The organism is Nostoc sp. (assembly GCF_036916575.1).
Classification (GTDB): Bacteria; Cyanobacteriota; Cyanobacteriia; order Cyanobacteriales; family Nostocaceae; genus Nostoc.
This window is the reverse complement of sequence record NZ_JBALGC010000104.1, coordinates 224,707-244,893: the sequence shown is the minus strand read 5'-3', so window position 1 is coordinate 244,893 and position 20,187 is coordinate 224,707. Positions and strand designations below refer to the sequence as shown.

Here is a 20,187-nt window from a genome sequence, read left to right as displayed (position 1 = left end):
TTTGAATTTATATCCTCTCCCTTACTAAAGAAGCTGTATTGCTAATACCGCTGAAGACTGCAAAACCGCCAGCAGCAGCCACAAGTAAGGATAAAATTGGTGCTAAAATTCCCAGAAAAATTATGAACCACATTAAGTCTGGATCAGCAGTAGTATTTTGACCTGGCCCATTTACAATAACTGCGGCAGTCAGTACAGCAATAATATTAAATGAAATCTTGGCGATTCCAATAGATAAAAATCCAGTTAGCCATGCAAAAATTGGTTTACCACCTACAGGTAGTAAAGACCCACCTACAGCTATTGGCCCTAAAAGTGCTATTAGCAACATGGTAGCTTCTATCAAATTCTGGAAGGCATATTGCAAGGAAACTAAAAAGTTTTTGATGCTTGTTTGGACTGTAGAACCTAACAAAGAATTAAATGAGGTTTCTGATACAAAGCCTTTGTTATATCTAATATTATCTAACTTCGTTTGTAGCCTATTTATCCAAATTTTCTTTCCGTATGTATTTCTATATTTCTGCAAGAGAACATTGACTTTATCGGCAGCTTGGACAAAGCATTGACTTTGTTGTTCACCAGTTAGCGATTGGCAAGGACGCAGAAAAGAACCAGTTACTTCTTCTGCAATACTCATATTCAGTGCTTGTTGGTACATTCTACCTGCATCTGCTGATACCACTACTTGCTGATTCACAGTGTTTAAAAGACCCCGTAATCCTAGTGTTAGATTAGAAAGGATACTTCCCTTGCCTGAATTACTTAAGAGAATCACTACCACAAAAGGCCAGATTAAAGCTGATATTGGACGACTATATTCGTAGGATATTAAGTCTCTGAGGAATTGTATCATAAAAAACAACAGAGTTCCTACTGCAAAAAAAATACCCAGATTTGTTAGCGCTCCATACAAGCTAGTAGTAGTGTTAGTGTTGTTTTGTAATAAATTCAGCCATTGTTGATTCCAACCATCGGCAATACTTAGAGAAGTTGCGGCACCATTATTGAGAACCTCATCAATGCCTACTTGGGCACCTACTTGGGCAAAAATTAGTTGAATAGCAAGTTGCATTTTGAGTTGATGGGCTGTTTTTTTAGATTTAGTAGGGTGAGTTAGCGACAGCGTAACGCACTCTACCAAACTGTTTTTTAGATTTGCTGTTAATTTGTAAGAAGTTTAAGGATTTTGAAAATTAATTGTATGGAAGATTAGAGTTTTTATATCCTCAAATCCGACTTATCAACTTCTTTTTTACTGGGACTCCGAAACAAATCTAGTTGAGAAGTAGCCCGTAAAAGTCGCGCAGCTTCTGTAGATGTTTCTACTCTCCGAGCACGATTTGCCTCTTCTGCCTGCTGAGAAATGTTTGCTAAATTTAAGTTAGAGTATTGCAAAAACTGATTATTTTGTAATGACTCAGCAAATGTTGCAGCTACAATTTTTACTTGCTCCTGTTGAATTTTCAGAATTTGCACTTGATTAGCACCTAGCAATTCTGCTAAACCGGAAATAGCATTTACTGTTGGATCGGCAGCCTTAACTTTATTAATATTGGTTTGAATTTGAGTGAGAAATGTATTATTGCTACCCTCTGTTTCCTGTGCCAATCCTGCAATATCTTCCAGACTTTTCTCTGTATTTTCTAACTTAGCTTTTGTCCGAATTTGTCCATTTTTACCCAGAACACCTGCTGCTACTCCACGGGTAATTACACGATTGAGTTCATTACTAACTGAATTTCCCCGCACTACTGAATTATTCTCAAAGCGGTTTGATCTAGAGTCTTCTCTATAAGAGTAGTTAATCAAATTATCACGAACCTGTTTTCCTGCATCGACGGGGTTAGGTATACTCAATTCTCCCTTGGTACTATTAATAAGAGCATTTTGACTCTGTAGTTCTACAGGATTTAAGTTGTCGCTCAAATTATTTTTAAGGTAATCTTGAAAATCTGTAGAATATGATTGAAAATCAGTCCAAACCTGGCCTAAATCTGCCGTATTAATTTGTGCCATTGCTGGTAGGATTGCCAAAGATAGCAAGGTAAAAGTAAAAATGGTAGTTTTTCTCATACATCTGTGCTTAAAAAAGGTAGACGATATTATGTAGTGAGGTAGAAATTTAGCTTTTTCACTATGATTTATAACTTTTTGACTCACTGTTAACTGCTTACAGAACCCGATTAACTACTACGTAGAGTAGCCACTAACTGACGTGCAAATGCAGAAATTGCTTCATACTTATTGCTATGAATTTGCATCATTTTGCTCCGTGCAGTTTGTTCAGAAGGGTTATTTGCAACTGCTGCCAATTGTTCGTAACCTGGATAGTAACGGCAGAATGTATAAATACCGTTATCATCTAACAGCCATTGACTATAAACGCCTTCTTTGCGGGGAAAAAAGCTTTCTGAAGCATTACGAGAAATAACTTCGCGGGGATACTTCAAGATGTCTGCAAAACTATCCACTGCAACTGGTTGAATGCGTCCAATCAATCGTGTTGTCAGGTTTTGCAAAATTTTAGATGCAGCTTTAGATTTGGCAATAGTATCAGGATCTTGTCCTGATAAGATGACTCTGATCCCGGCTTTAGCACCGTTAGCACAAATTCTGCCAACTAAGTCAGAAATTTGCTCGAATTCAAATAAAATTGGCGCTTCATCAATGAAGAATATGGAAGCTGGACTACTTAATGCGCGTCGTAATGCTGCTGAATAGGCACTCAAAGATAGTACGGCTGCATCTTCACTATCTGATAGGTTTCTGAGAGCAAAAACTAGAAGTTGTGCATCGGTAGGAAAGCTGGATGGTGCAGAAATGGCTTGTCCCACACGACTAGAAAGCCAAAACCGCAAGCGCAGCTGAATTTGACTGAGGGCGTCTTCTACTCTGCCAGTTAAAGAATTTAGCTGCAAGTGTTCTGATGAACAGAAAAACAGAAAATCTTTTAAGGTAGGAGTTTTCAGCCAAGCCTGAGTGCCAAATCCCCCCGCCATCGCCTGTCGATATCGCTCTTTTATGCCCTCATCAGCAAAGAAGGCTTCTAATGCTAAGTTGAGCAGCGATCGCACGGTTTGCGATAAAATTTGACTTTCAGTAGATGATCCTAAAACCATTGTCATTAAAGCTGATTCTAGGAAGGCGGTATAATCGTTAAAGCGATCACGCTGTTGTTCTGGTTCTAGCGATCGTAAGTCTGGCTGTTCAAATAAGTTATTCGATTGTTTAGAGATATCAAAATAGGCTCCATTCCCCTCCATAAACTCTGTGTAGTCAGTGAAAGTTGATGTACCATCAGGTTTGGGGAAATCTAACGCCACTACAGGAATGCCATGCGCCAAAGCCTGAGTTAAAATCCCTGATACCAACACCGATTTACCAGCACGAGTTGTGGCAAACAGAGCTAAATTTTTGTGTTGATTAAACAAATCTAAATGTACGGGTGTTCCGCCTTCTTCAGCAATCAACTCAAAGCCTTGTTTATCACCCCGTTTAGTTAAAACTAAAGGCATTAATCCGGGAACTTCACTTGTTAAATATAGCTGGCGACGGTTAAATGGTGTTGCTAACAAACCCTCCCAAACTATCGGTAGAGTTTGCAGCCAAACTTTCCAGGCGTACTCAGTTTCCCTAATTACCCTTGCTGGACGTTGAAAACAGTTTTCAATGTATCTTGTTGCCTCATCTAATTTCTCGACAGTTGGACGATGTACCAAAATAGCGATACTCGTATAAATCGGGATTGCACCTTCAAATAATTGTTCTTGTGCTGCTACCGATTTCTTCAACTTTAATTGAGCGTTGACATCAATAGTTTTACTTTTTTCTTGAGCCATGATTGTCGTCATGTTTGACTGTTTCAGCACTCGTTGCAAAGTAGTTTTCACCAATGCTGGATTTGCCGCAGTCAACTCACAAAAAATCTCTGTATCTACTACTGTTTCTCTGGCCAAGAGTTCCCATAAATAGCGCAGTTGGGCAGATTTATTGACCCAACCTCCGGGTTTTTCCAGAAATGACAGCGTGCCAATATAACGATTGTTAACATTAACCCAGCGGCGATCGGCACAAGGTACGCTAGACTCCATCAGCAAAGTTGTGCCGTGGATATTGTCTATAAGCAATTTAGTACTAGCTAAATCTGAATTAACTTGCTCGTGTAGTCCTTGTTCATCTAAAGTCATCAACTGGGGAATCGGTATTGGCTGGGTATCATTAAACCTTTTCCAGATGCCCTCCCAGAGTTCATCAGCTTTCAAAGGTTTGACATCCAATCCCATTTGGTTAGATAAAATTTGTTCCCAGCGCAGAAAACCCTGTTTGTAAGCATTTGTTACCAGGGTTTCAATGCGCTGGTGTTCTACTTCTGAGAGATCACCTTTGAATTTCATCCACCATGATTCAGCTTTGACTAAAAGCTTCTCTATCCAATCATCCGCATGGTGCGAGTTAGATTCAATGGTGTAGGTGACATAAATCCGCAAAAACTTTGGCTTACGAACACCAGAAATAGTCAGCTCTTTGACTCTAGCTCTTTCCGCCATCAACAAATATTTGATATCTCGTGATGGCGCATTTCTAATTAGTGATGCTAATTCTTTTTGGCGCTCTTTGTCTGAACTAAAAGATCCCAAATGCAGTGTTATTCTTTCACCGCTAGGGATGTCTTTCAATCCGGCTTCAATGTTATTAAAAAGTGTATCGATTTGTTCGGGCCTTAAGGTGGTATGAATTCCCTTACAGTCAAAACCAAAAACAAAGCAGAATCTATCTTTTTGAGTGCCTTTTGTTAAAAGGTAAGCGCCAATATCACGTCCATTCATTGCAACACGTAGCATTGTCGCCAAGTGTAAGGCATCTTCAAATGGTGTTAATCTACTTTCATTTCCGGCGACGCCGACGCTTTGTTTTCCGATTTTTTGCTTCATGGTTAACTTCCAATAAGCTTTGATAACGAGCAAAGCCTCTTGTCCAAGCGGGAACACCAATAAATTTACTTAAAAAACTCCAACTCCTACCACCAGTTAAAATCCACCAAGTTCCGATTCCCCAACCAGTCATTAGGATTGTCCACAACCATTTCTGAAACTCTTCTTGGAAAATACCCCCAAAAATTCCATTGATAATAAAATAGGAGGCTAAGGCAATTACCGTCCAAGGAAGAATTTGATCGGCAGGAATTGGTCCTAATGAAGGTTGGCTTCCCAGAACCTGATTGACTGGACGAAATTCTTGTTCCCGCTCTTGAGACATTTGAAATATGAAATATCTAAATTATTTACTGCCCTTGTGGGCCAATTACAAAGCGTGTGAGTACATCAGCAATGGTAACAGCAACAACGACTAATAGAGGAGTTCTGGCAATACTTTGCCAATCTTCATCCTTACGCACTGCGTTAATCACACCAACTAGAGAAATTGCAATATAGAGTAAGTATATCGCCCGCAATATATTAAATATCAAACTTATTGCTGTCTCGCTACCACCACCAGCTGCTTGTGCTCCACCTAAGTTTCTTTTGAAAAACTTTTCAGCTTCTCCAAAAAACTGTGCTTGTGCAGGGGCTGCAAACCAGTCTAACCAATACAAACTCAGAATTACGGCTGCTGCTAAAATTTGTAATAATATTAGCGATCGCCTTGGTAAATTCATCTGCTGCCCAATTTGCTGGGTGATGACTGCAATTAAACTACCAACTAGTAAACAAAAAAGCAGGATAGGACTTTTTAGGCTGATAACGCTTACAAGTACAGCACAAGCAATCAAAAAAGGTATAGATTCAACCAGAATAATCAGGCCGGATTCCAGTCCTAGTCTTAACTTATGAGATCCTTTGACCGCACTAATAATTAAAGCTTTGAAAAAGTTTCTCTCGTGAGAACTTTGTCTAGACATTTGCTAATTTTCCTCTGGTGTACTATGAGGGGTGGTTGTCTAAAATTTTACAGTTATTATAATTTAACATGATTTAATATTCATTTTTAATCAAAATTATCAAGTCGCAGTTAAAGTTTTACATTATATACAAACTATTATTAAGTTAACTTAAAGAAATATTAAATTTAGTTTAAAAAGTAAGTATGCGTGGTTTGAAAAACTAGGTTTTTAGCTTTAAACCAGAACTGTTACAGTCCTCCTAAACTTTTCTATTCCAGCGATTTTGCCTCAGTTAGAGGCTGGGGAATCTCCTAAAAAACGAGAAATGCTTAGGAGCAGAGTTACAAGTTCTATAGAAAACATTTTATTCCTCCAAGCAACAGTTTTGTGAAGTGTTATGCTCTCCTTGCGTACTACAATTTACTACATGCCTTACTACAACTTTAAGTAAGTTCGCAACGCAGTGGTTACAATATCCCATCTGCAAAGACCTTCGGGAATGCTTTTGGAGATTATGTTAGCACTACAATTCATCTGCGCGTTAATCAGTCTACCGTCCCTAGCACGAAAAAGACCACGCTTTACTCTTTTGCCTAAATATTCCGAATGTTTACAAATTTGTTCATTGTCAAAAAAGATACTCTAACTTCCTTGCTGACAGAAAACATTAAACACGCAGTATAGATTTCTGGTATTATAACTAGATTTTTCAGCTATTTTTTTGCGACGCCTGGGTTGGGCTACGCCTACGCAACTAATATAGGACTTACGCAAAAACCCTCTCAAACTCTTATTCCTCCGTCGCCGACAAAGGAAAGGATACAAGCCCCTAAACTTAATTTATAAAGAAGAAAAATATGTATGTAGAGACGCGTTGCGCGTTCGCCCTTGGCGTCTCGTAGAGAGAAATACGGCGTCCTCAATTAGGCCCACGTAGGCTACGCTCAGTGCTTCGCCTAAATTTATTTATGGGGATTAAAAATGTTTGAATTTTGCGGAAAGTTTGAGCGGAGGTTTCCTCCGCTCAAAACTTTCCAAGACGAATCCGTGAATTTTGAATTCGGAGCGTTCGCGCAGCGTCTCGTAGAGAAGCGACGTGACCTTTGCGTCCTTTGTGGTAGCCTGCGGCAAGCCGCTTTGCGTCTACGTTTTCCATTACCTGTGCGTAAATCCTATAATAAAAGGATGATTGATAAAATTCTGAAAGCAACGTATTTTCGTTGATATACACACTGATTAATTTGTCAACTGCGTAAATTATCTTAAATACTTATTAAAACGTTTAAAAAAAGCCTAATAAGCAAAACCAGATTTTATAAGCGAAAACTCGATATTTTTCTCTGAAAAGATAATAATAGCTCGTTACAAAAACCCCTTTTAAAATACCTCTAAATTATACAAATATCTTTAAACTTTTTAATCATTTCATAATGCGATCATGACTTGAGCTTAACCTTAACATTATACTGTTGATTTCGTTGGCAAATTTTAACAGCTATTAGCTATAGCAGTCCTAAAAGATTCGTGAAATCCTGACTTTCTTTACTTCGCACCTTAGCGGTAGCTTGTGGCATACTGCTGCGCGTCTCCATTAAAGAAAGTGATTTTCATAATTTTTAGATAAAATTGCCATCCTAAATAAGTAAGTGGGTAAAATTAAACATGGCTTTTTAAAAGGGTATAAAAGACTGAGAATGGTAATTGAGGCATGATTCATAGTACCTAGTAACTACTCTCTTATACTAAAGCCACTGAATATTTATACAAACTTACTTTGCGAATGTAGAGTTTTTAACTAGCAAATAATCATGTCAGAGTGTGGATGAGCAATAGCTTAACGCTCTCTCCATCCTTTAAAACTTTGCCTTTAATTTTCTCTACATTCTTCAGAGCTTTGTGAAAACTTTGGATTTATTAATAACCTTTTTAATTAATGCCAATTGTTTGTGCTTATAGAAGGTTATTTATAATCGCCAGTTTGACGCTTGATTTGATTTGATATTGTGTTGAACCGGAAATTAATTTGAAGGAGCTTGACATGGCTTTTTATCGCGAACGCCTGAGTAATTTGGTAAATTCAATTTCTGTACTTGCCATAGCAAGTGGTTTAGTAGTAGGTCAATCTGCTAGTCTGATATCTCTAGCTGCGACCTCTTTAGGTAATGGTGCAGGTGCAAGTACTGTAAATGCTTTATTTACAGGTCTAAAAACAGTCGCTCCGGGCTTCACATACACATATACTGCAAATGGTAGTGGCGCAGGGTTAAAAGCTTTTTTAACTCAAACCCCACCAGCTGGTACTCCTAGCCCAATCACTTTTGCAGCTAGTGACGACCCTGTAGCAGGAACAGAAAAGGTTACTGGCGGTCGTGGTTACGTCCAAGTGCCTGTGATAGGTGTTGGAATCACATTAGCTTATAACGCTAGTGGCCTTACTGTACCAGCAGGTGGAATTAAGCTTTCACGAGCTAGTTACTGTGGTATTTTGAACGGTAGCATCACAAATTGGAATAATCAGAGTATTAGTACTGATAACGGTCGCCAAATAGCACTTAATGTACCCATCAAAGTTGTACATCGTACTGACTCAAGTGGTAGCACTTTTGTTTTAACCAGTCATCTCAATGCTGCATGTAAGCCTGCTGGGACTCCAGGTATTCCATCAGCTTATGTATGGAATAGAGGAGTGGGTACAACTGTTAATTGGCCAAGCACTTTCATTGGCGCTAATGGTGGCGGAGGTGTAGCCACTGCGATCGCAAGTACTAAAGGTGCAATTGGTTATGTGGATAGTGCTACGCGCTCAAGTAAAGGTCTAGCTGCCGCGGTCTTACGTAACAAGGCAGGTAATTACACTCCTCCTTCATCAGATGCAATTCAAAAGGCTATTGAAGGTGGGACTGTTGTAAAATACGGTACTAATAAGAAGCTGATTAGAATTGATAATTTGAGCGATCCCACCGGTTCAGGTGCTTATCCCATTTCCACAGCAAGTTATTTGCTGTTTTACTCAGATGCTAGCATAGCAAATGGTTTTAAAACCTTCATCAACTCGGCTTTCGGATCAGCTGGGGATGCTTTAGCTACATCTCTCGGATATGCTCCTCTTCCCAATAGCATTAAAACTGCGTCTAAAGGTGTGTTTTGAATAGTTGCGTAGATGCTGTTTTACAGCTATTTTCAGGTAAATAGACCACGCGGTAGGGGCACAGCAATGCTGTGCCCCTACGACAGATGTGGTTCAAATACATGAAAACTGCTGTAAGTTCTTCTCCTTGAAGTTAGGTTTATAAATCGACCTAACAGCCTATTGGAGAATTCAGCTGTTAATTTTGTTGGCAAATTTTAACAGCTATTAACTATAGCAGTCCTAAAAGATTCGTGAAATCCTAACTTTCTTTACTTTGCGCCTTAGCAGTAGCTTGTGGCATACTGCTAAGGTTATTTATAATTGCCAGTTTGACACTTGATTTGGATTTGATATTCAGGGTAAGCGCATCTCAAATAACATTGACAAAACATACTTTTAATGTGTCAACGATAGAATAGGGATTATAGCTACTAAAGCCTTTTCCTGTTTTTAACTCCTCCTCAAGTGCTGCGATCGCAGCATCATCGATTTTCCGTTATTTTTTTGCGACGCCTGTTTTGAAAAGTGACGCTCCTACGGACGCTCGGTTCTCTCTACAAGACGCTGCGCCTAGCTTGCTCCCCTGTAAGGGTACGCTACCATTTCTCTACGAGGCGCTCCGCGAACGCGAACGCTGCGCTATACGCCTACGCAACTAATAAAATGCTGAAACAACATATTTTCGTTGATACACACGCTGATTAATTTGTAAACTGCGTAAACTCTATTAAATATTTATTAAAACGTCTAAAAAAAAGCTTAATAAGCAAAACCATTTGTGTGGGCTTGTTTTCACTCTATTCTCAACAAGCTTCTATTATTGCTGTGAGCAGTTACCAATTCTTTAGGGTGAAGCGATCGCTCCAGGAGTGTAATTCATCTTTGAACTTTTAGATGCGGCGATGCTAAATGTTAATTTCCTTTAACCTTCAAGAAAGAATATACATAAGATGTAATATGATTTCTACTAAATTTATATCAGATTACAAGAAATTTAGCAAGGTAAAATTTTTAGATTATTTTATTAGCGTACAAAAAACCCGAATCGGCACGGTAACTCCATTATTAAACAATAGTTTATAACCTTAACTTGTCACCAATAGCCCAAGGCTATTTCATTCAAAGATATCACGTTTTATGCTGACGGGTTAATTCTCATCAAATGGGCATTTTTGAAAATTAAGTTCATTGCTAAATTATTGTTTTTACCAAAAAGATTCGTAAAAACTGCCTTAAAAATAGAATGAAATAGCCGTGCCAATAGGCTGGAGTATGAACAGTTACAATAATTAATTCAAAATTCGGAGTGATTACACCATGAAAAACTGTCAGCAGATGCAGGCTAAAACTACAAATACACAAACAGGTTACAAACCAAAAAGGTTTATCAAAATAAATTTCCTAAAACCTATATTGAAGTTTACCTTTATCACTCTGCTAGTTATTGTTTTCGTAGTTACTGCAAATTCTTTAGCCTTAACTCAGAATGCAATTTCTATATTGGGTGTCACTTCAAATTTAGAAGATATTAACTCAATCACAGGAATAGATCAGGGATATGAAAATTTACCTCGTTTTCTTGCTGATGTGAATGGAGATACACGTGCTGATTACTGCCGCTTTGTTGGAAACAGTCCTGATATATATTTGTCTTGCAATCTTGCTACTGCATTCGGCTTTAGTACAAACCAATATGGGTTTAACTCAATTACAGGAATAGATCAGGGATATGAAAATTTGCCTCGCTTTCTTGCTGATGTGAATGGGGATACACGTGCTGATTACTGTCGCTTTGTTGGAGATACTCCTAATATATATTTGTCTTGCAATCTTGCTGCTGCATCAGGCTTTAGTACAAACCAATATGAGTTTAACTCAATCACAGGAATAGATCAGGGATATGAAAATTTGCCTCGCTTTCTTGCTGATGTGAATGGGGATACACGTGCTGATTACTGTCGCTTTGTTGGAGATCCTAATATATATTTGTCTTGCAATCTTGCTACTGCATCAGGCTTTAGTACAAACCAATATGAGTTTAACTCAATCACAGGAATAGATCGGGGATATGAAAATTTGCCTCGCTTTCTTGCTGATGTGAATGGGGATACACGTGCTGATTACTGTCGCTTTGTTGGAGATCCTAATATATATTTGTCTTGCAATCTTGCTACTGCATCAGGCTTTAGTACAAACCAATATGAGTTTAACTCAATCACAGGAATAGACCGGGGATATGAAAATTTGCCTCGCTTTCTTGCTGATGTGAATCGGGATAAACGTGCTGATTACTGTCGCTTTGTTGGAAACACTCCTAATATATTTTTGTCTTGCGATCTTGCTACTGTATCAGGCTTTAGGTAACCTTTCACACTCCCCCCTAACTCTCAACGATAAATCAAGGGTTTCGAGCATTTTGCAGGGGGTAGTGAATAATTACCTTTATTCAAGGAAACGTTGATGGATGCAATTCAAAAAAGAGTCAAGCTTGACTCTAGGTTACAGTTACACCCCTAGTCACATTTAAAAGAATTGCACTTTCAGGTTGTTCAAATGCAGCCTGTAATCTACTCGGTGAAAACTTGGGTGCTATTTTCAACTTAGAGGATGTTTGAAAAGTATTGTCCCAGAGTTTCAAAGGAAATTAAAATGCTTTGGTAAAACTACAGGATAAATTATTTTAACTTTGGCGCCGAGTTAAAGATGGAACTTAGACCCATTGGCCATAGCACGTTTGATTTTCCAACAATTCTGGATTCTCACCAAAGCCGGAAAAACTTTGGCTTTGGTACTGAAGACCAATTAACGACCCTACTTTAATGAGATCATGCGATCGCAATCAGTATTTATCCCTTAGCTATAACTCTGCTTAGTAAAAATTAAAACTACTTAAAAAATGTATTTATCTAAAAGTCGCAATTGAATACAACCCTATCGTTTTTGGTGACGGAATATGTATCGGTCAGAGTAGTTGAAAAAAGTTAAACGGTCAACTATGTTATAATTTAAATATGTTGAGAAATATTTTCGGTCATGTGACTGACTATATGGACGCTTCTCCGAATCTAAATCTCTACACCCCTTGATTCTGGAGGTGTTTTATGTCAGCTTATATTGCTGTATTGGAATACATGGCGTGAAACTGATAGATATAAGTGTCAAAAAAACGTCTTAATAACAACGGATAGTAAACTGGAATGGTACTTACTTAAGCTAGATTTAGATCCCCGACTTCTTTAGAACTTACGCAAAAACCCTCTCAAACTCTCTTTCTCCGTGTCGCGCAGTTGCTACCCTGTGGGAACCCTAAGAGCGAACAAGTCAGGGAACCCGCCCAACGCACTGGCTTCTCTGTGTTCTCTATGGTAGCCTGCGGCAAGCCGCTTTGCGTCTACGTTTTCCGTTACCTGTGCGTAAGTCCTATTCTTGAATAAATCGGGAATCTGGGTAGCAACTGCTTAAGTAAATGGAATTACACAGTAAAGTTTGTAACCAAGCCAGGCAACATACGGATAGTACTTAAACTTATGCCAACGGATATAATTACCCGTCCTGAATCCCTCACAGAAGATTGTTTCTTTACTTACGCCCTTGGGACTGATTTGCACGATTCTAATTCGACAGCACAATATTTACGCCGAATCAGGAAAGAAGATAAACCATATATCGACATAGCTGTTTCTCCCAGACCAGGCTATCGATTTGAGGTTTGCCTTATCCCTGTGGAAGGGTTCGCTCAAGAAACAATTTTGACAAAAGACGGTTTCGCCAAAGCTTTAGCGATTATTTGTGCTGTATCTAACAAAGCTAGGAAGCGATTCCCTTCAGGAAATGGACAAGATATAGTTCGGTGTCAATTTAGCAACTTAGCTGATGCAGTCGCTGTAGCGAACAGATTGTCTGCATTGCCCTCTAATATGTATGAAACTCTCGCCAAGCTACCAAATGCCTTGTGAGATAGCGTGCGTTTGAAGATTTATTATTAGGACTGACGCGAAGACATTTTGATCGTAAGTAACTAATACCGCAAGTCAAAAGCCAAAAGTCACTCATTCAAAAGTATTATGGAATGGGATTTTTAGAGTTTTTAAATGGTTACTCGTCCTGCAAAGTGACACTCCTGCGTCGCTCTAAGCGTACCCCTGCGGGGAAGCAAGCTACGCGTTAGCGTCTCTAAGAGTTGCTATGCCGTAGGCTTTACGCTGCGCTAATTGATGCCGAACGCGCAGCGTCTCGTAGAGAAGGCGGGCTACGCCAACGGCGGGAACCGCCGCTCAACGCCAGTTCCTTTAAGTGGGGGAACCCCACCAACTGACTGGCTCGACTTTGCGCTATTTACGCGCCCGACGTACTAGACAGATTTAAGATGAAAAACTCAATGGTTCATATTTCATTTGTTGAGAAAAGACTTGTTATACAAGACTTTTAACCCTTGTGTACAATTTTTTTGTTTTTGTACAGTGACCCGTAATTCAAAGTGAGTTTTTTTTATGCCTACAAGTCCTTTGCGTGAAGAACCTCGTAACCAGCGAGCGCCTGTAATTCGTACAAGTAATGAGTTTATTCTCTTAGAATGGCTAAAGTCAACTGGTCGTCTAATAGAGCGTGAACATCAAGAATCTGAGTATTTAAATGAAGTAGAAGAAATTTCAGAAATGATAGACCTTGACGATATCCCTTATGATCATGACGATGACGATGCTGATATGGATTTAGAAGCCTAGTAGAGGAACTGCCGTTAGCGCAGCGTAAAGCCTTCTCTTCTCTTTCAGAGACGCTAACACGAACGAGAGGCTTCGCCAACGGCATAGCTTCTCTACAAGACGCTAACGCGTAGCTTGCTTAAGAGCAGGGGTACGCTTAGAGCGAGCCACATTTACGCCGAAAGGTTAAGATTTCCGACTTTTTAGAGAAGTCGGGAATCTTAGTATTAAAATGCGAGTGTGTTTTAAGTAAGTTGGCACAATAAAACAAACTGTGTGAAGAAAAGTAAACAAGGCTCAAACCCTTATTGTCCTCAGCAAGAACTGCCTTATCCCAACGATAATTATTTACGCCGACCTACTTATTCTTGGACTTAAGTAATAGATAAAATAATTGTCCATTGCTGACAGTAACACCAGCGCGATCGCCTGCTAATTTACCAGTACCTAAAAAATAATCTACTCTACCTGCACCTTTAATTGCACCTCCAGTATCTTGGTCAAGAACATAGCGACTAACGATGCGCTCTTTGATTTTTCCGGTAGGATTAACAAAGGGAATAGAAGTGCGAATCAACGCTAAAGCGCCAGGAGGCATAAGGGATTTATCTGTAGCAATAGAACGCTCCGCTGTTAGTGGTACGTTGATAGAACCTTGGGCTGGCTCACCGTGATTTTCTTGAAAAAAAACAAAGCTGCGATCACGCGGAATATAAGTATTTAATTCTTGGGGATGCTTTTGAAAATAGTCGAGAATAATTGGCATAGTCATACCTTGTAGCGGTAATTTGCCATCATTTGCTAATTCTCGCCCAATGCTTTTGTAGTTATAAGCAATATGACCAGCGTAGCCGATTGTTGTTTGAGTACCATCGGGAAGCACAAGTCTGGCTGAACCTTCAATTTGAGCTAGATATGGTTCGAGGCGATCGCGAAACCAAAACAACTCTAATCCTCGCAATTTATTTTTAGCGCCTTGTAAACCATCTGCTCCTTCTAATTCCAAGCGTGTAGGATGAGGCTTAGGCCAGGAGTTTAAATCAGGAGGTAATCGATAAACAGGATAACGATATTCTGTTGTGGGGACACGACTGGCTGCGTAAAGTGGTTCATAATAGGCGGTGAATAAAACAGAACCTTTGGTGTCTTGACCGACTGACTGGTAAAGAACAAATTCCCGCTCGATGGCTTGATGTAATTCTGTTGCAGAATGAGTTTTTAATAGGAGTTCGCGGAATCTTTTCAAGCTTTTTAAGACGCGATCGCGCGTAATCTCAGCCACCTGATAGTTTTGATAAGCAGCCACAGCATTAGCTGATTGCAGGTATTGGAGACTGTGAGCGATCGCACTCAACAATGCCTTTTTGTCTGGTATTTGTCCATAGAGTACTTCATCCAAACAAGAGCTATCACCTTGACAACAAGTAACTGGTAATCTCTGAATTAATGGTGCTTTTTGCTTTTGTGTAAGTGCATTTTGATTTTTAGCAGTCAAGGACATTGATATATCCCACTTTTTCACACGACATTCTGGCGGGCTGAGTTCTTGATGCACTAAAGATGGCATCCGCACCAGCAAAATCGAGAAAACCACAGGTAAGCTGATGGCAATAACTTTGTTAAACTTTCCTAACCCAGCAGATATCTTTCTCATCAAAATTAAAAATTTTTGTCTTCCCATACTCCAGTAAATAGTGGTTTATGTCATTAGTGTTGATGGGTTGTGAAAGTTCGTACTCAACAGATATAGCATTTTAAATTAAGCGATTTCTCACTCACTACGAACCTCTGAAAATTCATGACACAGACTAATACTACACTGTGGCGGAAGTTTGCCTACCTTTAACAAGGGGTTTAAGCCCCAAGTCTTATTATGAGATAGTAGCTGGATTTACGCGCCCGCTGCACTAGTACCGCAAGGCGGAAGTCAAAAGTCAAAAGTATTATGGAATAAGCTCTTTAGGGCTTTTCAATAGTCTGCTTATTTCCGCCGTGCTGTACTAGGTAGACGGCAATAAAGCAAAACATAATCAAAGATTGTTTGTTATTTGTTTTTGACACCAGTTGTTACAACGGAGAGAACCTCCCAACCCACTGGCTCACCAATGCTTAATGCCTTATTCATTCATATTACGGTAAGTGGCAACTGCTGAAGGCGATATCCGGTTCAAATATCGGAATATCCAGTATTTGAAAATGGTATCTAAAATCACTGGAAATGTAGCAATAAATAAGAAGATAAAATCTCGATTTGCTGGTAATCCCCAATGACGCGATACACCTTCTAAGAGTACTTCCCAGCCATGAGGAGAGTGGAAACCTACAAATATATCGGTAAACAAAATGATAATAAATGCCTTGGCACTATCACTAAGTCCATAAACAATATGATCAAAGAAATCTTTGATCACAGCAATAGAAGACTTGCTGACGACTAAAAGACAAATAAAAGCAGTGACTGAGAAAATATCTGCAAAAACATTTTTTATTGCATTAGAGCTTTCGTCACGAAATTCTTCAGAAAGCTCAATAGCCCTCTTTTTTAGTTCTACTTCTATCTGTTCAGGCAACAGTGGAGGGGCATTTCTAATGAGATTTTCAAACTTGACCTTTTCTTCAAATCTTTGTAATTCTTCAAGGGCTTCCTCTTCCATTTCTGAATTGAGGAATATCTGCATTTGCTCAGTGTCTCTAGACCGCTCAATAATTGGTCCTACAACGAAAGCTTTTGCTATCTGATGTGTTAAAAGTGGTACGATAATTAATAGTAAAATAAACCTGATAGATATTATTGTTCTTCTTTGAGCTTGACGAAAATTTTGAATTACCTCTTGTTCAGAATTAGGGTCTAATTCAACTTGCAGACGAGTAATAGTACTTAAAATAGAGCGTGGTAAAACGCCCGTTGTATCAGTTTTACTCTTTGGTTTTGGTTTTTTCTGCCAGTCTGGAGTTTGTATTTTGGGTGGTAATGTTGGAGTATTGACAAGCAGCGACTTGTCGTCAGATATCACAGAGTTAACTGGTAGATTTGGAGGTTTGACTACTAAAGCTTTGGAAGTTATTTGATCAGAAGTTGTTGTGTATTTGGATGTAACTTGATCGATGAAGTTTAGCTTTTCCAAAACTAAAGAAGGACTCAGATACTCTATACCTGCTTTCTGAGCAGCTTTTTGATTTTCTTCATTTAAAAACCAACGGCTTGCTCTCAACTCTGTCAGCCGCATCCTCACAGTTTTTAATAACTTTTTTAGGTCTGACTCAAAATAATCCATCACGCTGTTACTGTACATGGCTGAGTCAATGTCTATTTTATTACCATTGAAATGCTTATCTTCTATTTCCTTAATCTTTAATGCTGCATCATAAGCCTCATGTAAAGAACGTTCAGGAGTCTGTAAGTACCATCGATAAGCAGCGAGTAAGAAAGAATAGATTTTTTGGCTAAAAACAGAGTTTTTCATTGCAGACAATCATCCAGCATTATTTGGCAATTCTTAACCTTAAGTTAACGCACGAGGTATACTAGCAAATCTACAAGGAGAAAGTTTGTGGTTTCTCATTCGGTTTGGATTGTTGGCACTAGCCGCAGTGGTAAGACGGCTCGCTTGGTAGAGCAATTTTGTAGTTGGGTACAACCTGAAAAGCAGTATACTGAATCATTTTATACTAAAAAGCCAGGACGTAGAAAAGGCGTTCAAATACCCGAATTTTTATATCTTAAACAAACAGAGCCAGGAGTTTTAGTCTTAGCTGCCAATGATGATAATCGTCGAGAGTTAGGAGATATAATTGTTACATCGACTTTAGGAAAATATCCGGTTCGCGCCAAGACGCCACTAGGTTTTTTCCAGGATGAAGTTATTTTATTTTGGCCGTTGCTAATTAACTCGTTGAGCCTGAAGGCACAGTTTCCGGTAAGATTGCGGCCAGAAACGGAACAAGAGTTAGCAACCAAACTCTGGCGTCCCCAATTAGACGAAGAAATTTTACGTGTTGCGGGAGTGAATGAATCTCGCTTGGTGCGTCGCATCCTAGACTTATTGCAATTAGCAGCTTACGGTGGTATACATTGCGAAGATATTGCCGATATTTTGACAAGGGGTCTGCGGGAAAATACTATAAATTTAGAGCCGGAATTTCTAGCCTCTTTGCTTTTAGATTGGCGTAACTGGTGTTTAGAGAGGGGGTTACTGACTTATGGGATTATTACTGAACTTTATAGTCAGCATTTGTTAAGCGATCGCAATTACCAGCAGCATCTAACTAAACGTTATCAGGCGGTACTGGCGGATGATGTTGATGATTATCCTAGCGTAGCGCGTCTTTTGTTTGAGTTGCTGTTGGATCAAGGCGCAGTCGGGGCGTTTAGCTATAATCCCGACGGTGCAGTACGATTGGGATTGGGAGCAGACCCCAACTACCTAGAAGGGCTAGCAGAGCGTTGTCGAGTAGAAATCTTGACCGGGCCGCCTCCTGAGTCCCTTGGTGAGCAAGCTAAACAGATGGTGGAATTAGTCACAGAACCGATGGTACTGTTGAGTTTACCTGAAATTGTACATTCAATTCAAACCACCTCTCGCGCCCAATTATTGCGACAAACAGCAGAGGTAATTGCTAATGCCATCCAATCACAGCAAGTGCAACCAGAACAAGTGGCGATTATTGCACCAGGTTTAGATGCGATCGCTCGTTATACTCTAGTAGAAATCCTCGTCAAGCAAAAGATTCAAGTAGAATCGCTCAATGACCAACGTCCCCTAATTAGTTCACCCGTCATTCGCGCCTTACTCACCATGCTGGCACTAGTTTATCCCGGCTTGGGACGCCTCGTAGATCGGGATGCCGTGGCAGAAATGCTGGTTGTATTGAGCAGGAAACAACAACCACCTGAAAACTCTACAGACGCGATTCATCGCGTCTCTACTGATATTGACCCGGTACGTGCTGGTTTGCTTGCAGATTACTGCTTTGTACCCCATCCCGATCGCCCCAACTTGCTACCAGTGTCAGCCTTTGAGCGCTGGGATAGAATCGGCTATGCAGCGACCACAACTTATAGTGAAATATTACAGTGGTTAGAACAGCAGCGATCGCAACAAGAACTGCGTTTAATTCCCAGTCCCATTTCCCTTTTAGACAGAGCAATTGTGCGCTTTTTGTGGAATGGGAGCAATCTTCCCTACGAACAACTAGCAGCACTGCGAGAATTATTAGAAACCGCCCAACACTACTGGGAAATTGACACCAGATTACGGCAAATTGCCCCAGTTGAAACAACGCCTCAGACAACTATTATCGAATTCATTCAACTACTGCGACGTGGTACAATCACCGCCAACTCTTACCCTGTGCGTCCCATCGGTGGGGCCAGAAAGGCTGTCACCTTAGCAACCATATTTCAATATCGATCTAGTAGGCGATCGCACCGCTGGCATTTTTGGCTGGACGCTGGTTCACCTCTATGGGCAAAAGGTGGTGCAGCGACTTTGTTTGGTGCGCCGTTTTTCCTGCGAGACAGGTTAGGCGAACCTTGGACAGCAGAAGATGAGAAATTGGCACAAGAACAACGACTGCGAAGGATTTTGACTGATTTACTATCTCGTGTATCCGAGAGAGTTTATTTGTGTCACAGCGATTTAGCAGTGAATGGACAAGAGCAACTAGGGCCGCTGTTACCTTTAGTAAATGCCTGTGTAACGGTTATTTCTGAGGCTACTGTAAATTGAATGTCTTCGGGCTGTGAGAAACTCAGATCCTCGACTTCTTTAAAAAGTCGGGGATCTTCTTGCAATATATTTGTTTGTATAGAGTAGTAATTGTCCCCTTTTTAACATTGAAGTTTGGGGTTGATCTTTGCAAATTTCGGGACTGTGGTTGAATTGGAACAGGAGAATGAGAAGGGACTTGATCACGCTTTAAAAGCAAAGGAATACTGAGAAATCCCAAAATAATTACTACTCCAGTCATTATCCAAACCATTAATCTATTTGGTCTATAATCGCCTTGTTCAATTTGCCAGAAAACTTGGTTGTATCGCCACGCAGCTAATGCAATAGCCAAAATTCCAAAAATTACCAAAGCCAGACCCAAATTTTCCGAGTTGGATAATGGATTTACCGGAGGTTCTTGTTGAGTAAGAGCAATATTCAGCTGGCGCAAAAATATACCAAATCGCGCAATCGCAAAACCAAAGCTAATCAATGCAATAGAAGTGCGTAGCCAAGCAAGAAAGGTACGTTCGTTCGCTTGATGCTCCCTTTGACGGTCAATTTTCGGTATTTTATCCATGAGTATCTTCTGACGCCAAGTTCCCTTTGAAAAGTATCCATCACATTGATGAATAGCATTATCAGTGAAAGATTAAACGCCGAGACGCATCTGTAAAAGTCAACACAGCCCAGTCACGATTCTGAGAAAACCCCAAGCGATCGCTAGAATCTTTACAATAGGAAATAAGGTAAAGATAT

Annotated in this window: 13 protein-coding genes and 1 pseudogene; 5 read left to right on the top strand and 9 right to left on the bottom strand. The window is 39.8% G+C overall.

What is annotated here, in order from left to right; genetic code table 11:
* Positions 1–7 precede the first annotated feature (7 nt).
* From V7L29_RS22560 to V7L29_RS22535, 6 genes are all read right to left on the bottom strand, one after another.
* Positions 8–1,075, bottom strand: coding sequence for a hypothetical protein (locus V7L29_RS22560; protein WP_334736858.1), 1,068 nt, complete (start codon positions 1,073–1,075; stop codon positions 8–10).
* Between the two features lie 146 nt (positions 1,076–1,221).
* Positions 1,222–2,076 carry a hypothetical protein gene (locus V7L29_RS22555; RefSeq protein ID WP_334736857.1) on the bottom strand — a complete coding sequence of 285 codons (855 nt, stop codon included), beginning with the start codon at positions 2,074–2,076 and terminating at the stop codon, positions 1,222–1,224.
* A 110-nt stretch (positions 2,077–2,186) separates the two neighbouring features.
* On the bottom strand, positions 2,187–4,934 hold the full coding sequence (locus tag V7L29_RS22550) for a hypothetical protein (protein WP_334736856.1): 2,748 nt from the start codon (positions 4,932–4,934) through the stop codon (positions 2,187–2,189).
* Positions 4,888–5,259 (bottom strand): hypothetical protein, encoded by a 372-nt coding sequence (locus V7L29_RS22545; RefSeq protein WP_190729596.1) that lies wholly within the window; start codon positions 5,257–5,259, stop codon positions 4,888–4,890. The genes V7L29_RS22550 and V7L29_RS22545 overlap by 47 nt, the downstream gene beginning before the upstream one ends.
* A gap of 25 nt (positions 5,260–5,284) precedes the next feature.
* On the bottom strand, positions 5,285–5,902 hold the full coding sequence (locus V7L29_RS22540; RefSeq protein WP_334690368.1) for a hypothetical protein: 618 nt from the start codon (positions 5,900–5,902) through the stop codon (positions 5,285–5,287).
* 1,006 nt (positions 5,903–6,908) lie between these two features.
* Positions 6,909–7,040, bottom strand: coding sequence for a hypothetical protein (locus tag V7L29_RS22535; RefSeq protein ID WP_334690367.1), 132 nt, complete (start codon positions 7,038–7,040; stop codon positions 6,909–6,911).
* 882 nt (positions 7,041–7,922) lie between these two features.
* On the opposite strand from V7L29_RS22535, the gene V7L29_RS22530 reads away from it, so the two are divergent.
* From V7L29_RS22530 to V7L29_RS22515, 4 genes are all read left to right on the top strand, one after another.
* Complete coding sequence (locus V7L29_RS22530) at positions 7,923–9,032, top strand: substrate-binding domain-containing protein (protein WP_334690366.1); 1,110 nt, start codon at positions 7,923–7,925, stop codon at positions 9,030–9,032.
* A 1,317-nt stretch (positions 9,033–10,349) separates the two neighbouring features.
* Positions 10,350–11,378: a hypothetical protein gene (locus tag V7L29_RS22525; protein ID WP_334736855.1), complete on the top strand. Its 1,029-nt coding sequence runs from the start codon at positions 10,350–10,352 to the stop codon at positions 11,376–11,378.
* Between the two features lie 1,163 nt (positions 11,379–12,541).
* Positions 12,542–12,970 carry a hypothetical protein gene (locus V7L29_RS22520; RefSeq protein ID WP_334690364.1) on the top strand — a complete coding sequence of 143 codons (429 nt, stop codon included), beginning with the start codon at positions 12,542–12,544 and terminating at the stop codon, positions 12,968–12,970.
* 534 nt (positions 12,971–13,504) lie between these two features.
* The gene (locus tag V7L29_RS22515; RefSeq protein WP_322717408.1) at positions 13,505–13,738 is read left to right on the top strand and encodes a DUF3134 domain-containing protein; all 234 of its coding nucleotides are present in this window, start codon (positions 13,505–13,507) and stop codon (positions 13,736–13,738) included.
* A gap of 337 nt (positions 13,739–14,075) precedes the next feature.
* On the opposite strand, the gene mltA is transcribed toward V7L29_RS22515, so the two are convergent.
* Both mltA and V7L29_RS22505 read right to left on the bottom strand, forming a co-directional pair.
* Complete coding sequence (gene mltA / locus V7L29_RS22510; protein ID WP_334736854.1) at positions 14,076–15,371, bottom strand: murein transglycosylase A; 1,296 nt, start codon at positions 15,369–15,371, stop codon at positions 14,076–14,078.
* A gap of 463 nt (positions 15,372–15,834) precedes the next feature.
* A complete protein-coding gene (locus V7L29_RS22505; RefSeq protein ID WP_334690363.1) occupies positions 15,835–17,190 on the bottom strand; it encodes a proton extrusion protein PcxA in 1,356 nt (451 codons plus the stop codon).
* 78 nt (positions 17,191–17,268) lie between these two features.
* Here V7L29_RS22505 and V7L29_RS22500 point away from each other — a divergent pair, with 78 nt between their 5' ends.
* Positions 17,269–19,446, top strand: a complete 2,178-nt coding sequence (locus tag V7L29_RS22500; protein ID WP_334736853.1) for a recombinase family protein — start codon at positions 17,269–17,271, stop codon at positions 19,444–19,446.
* A gap of 127 nt (positions 19,447–19,573) precedes the next feature.
* On the opposite strand, the pseudogene V7L29_RS22495 reads toward V7L29_RS22500, so the two are convergent.
* Positions 19,574–20,008 (bottom strand): annotated as a pseudogene (locus V7L29_RS22495) (YidH family protein); the annotation flags it as partial.
* Between the last annotated feature and the right edge of the window lie 179 nt (positions 20,009–20,187).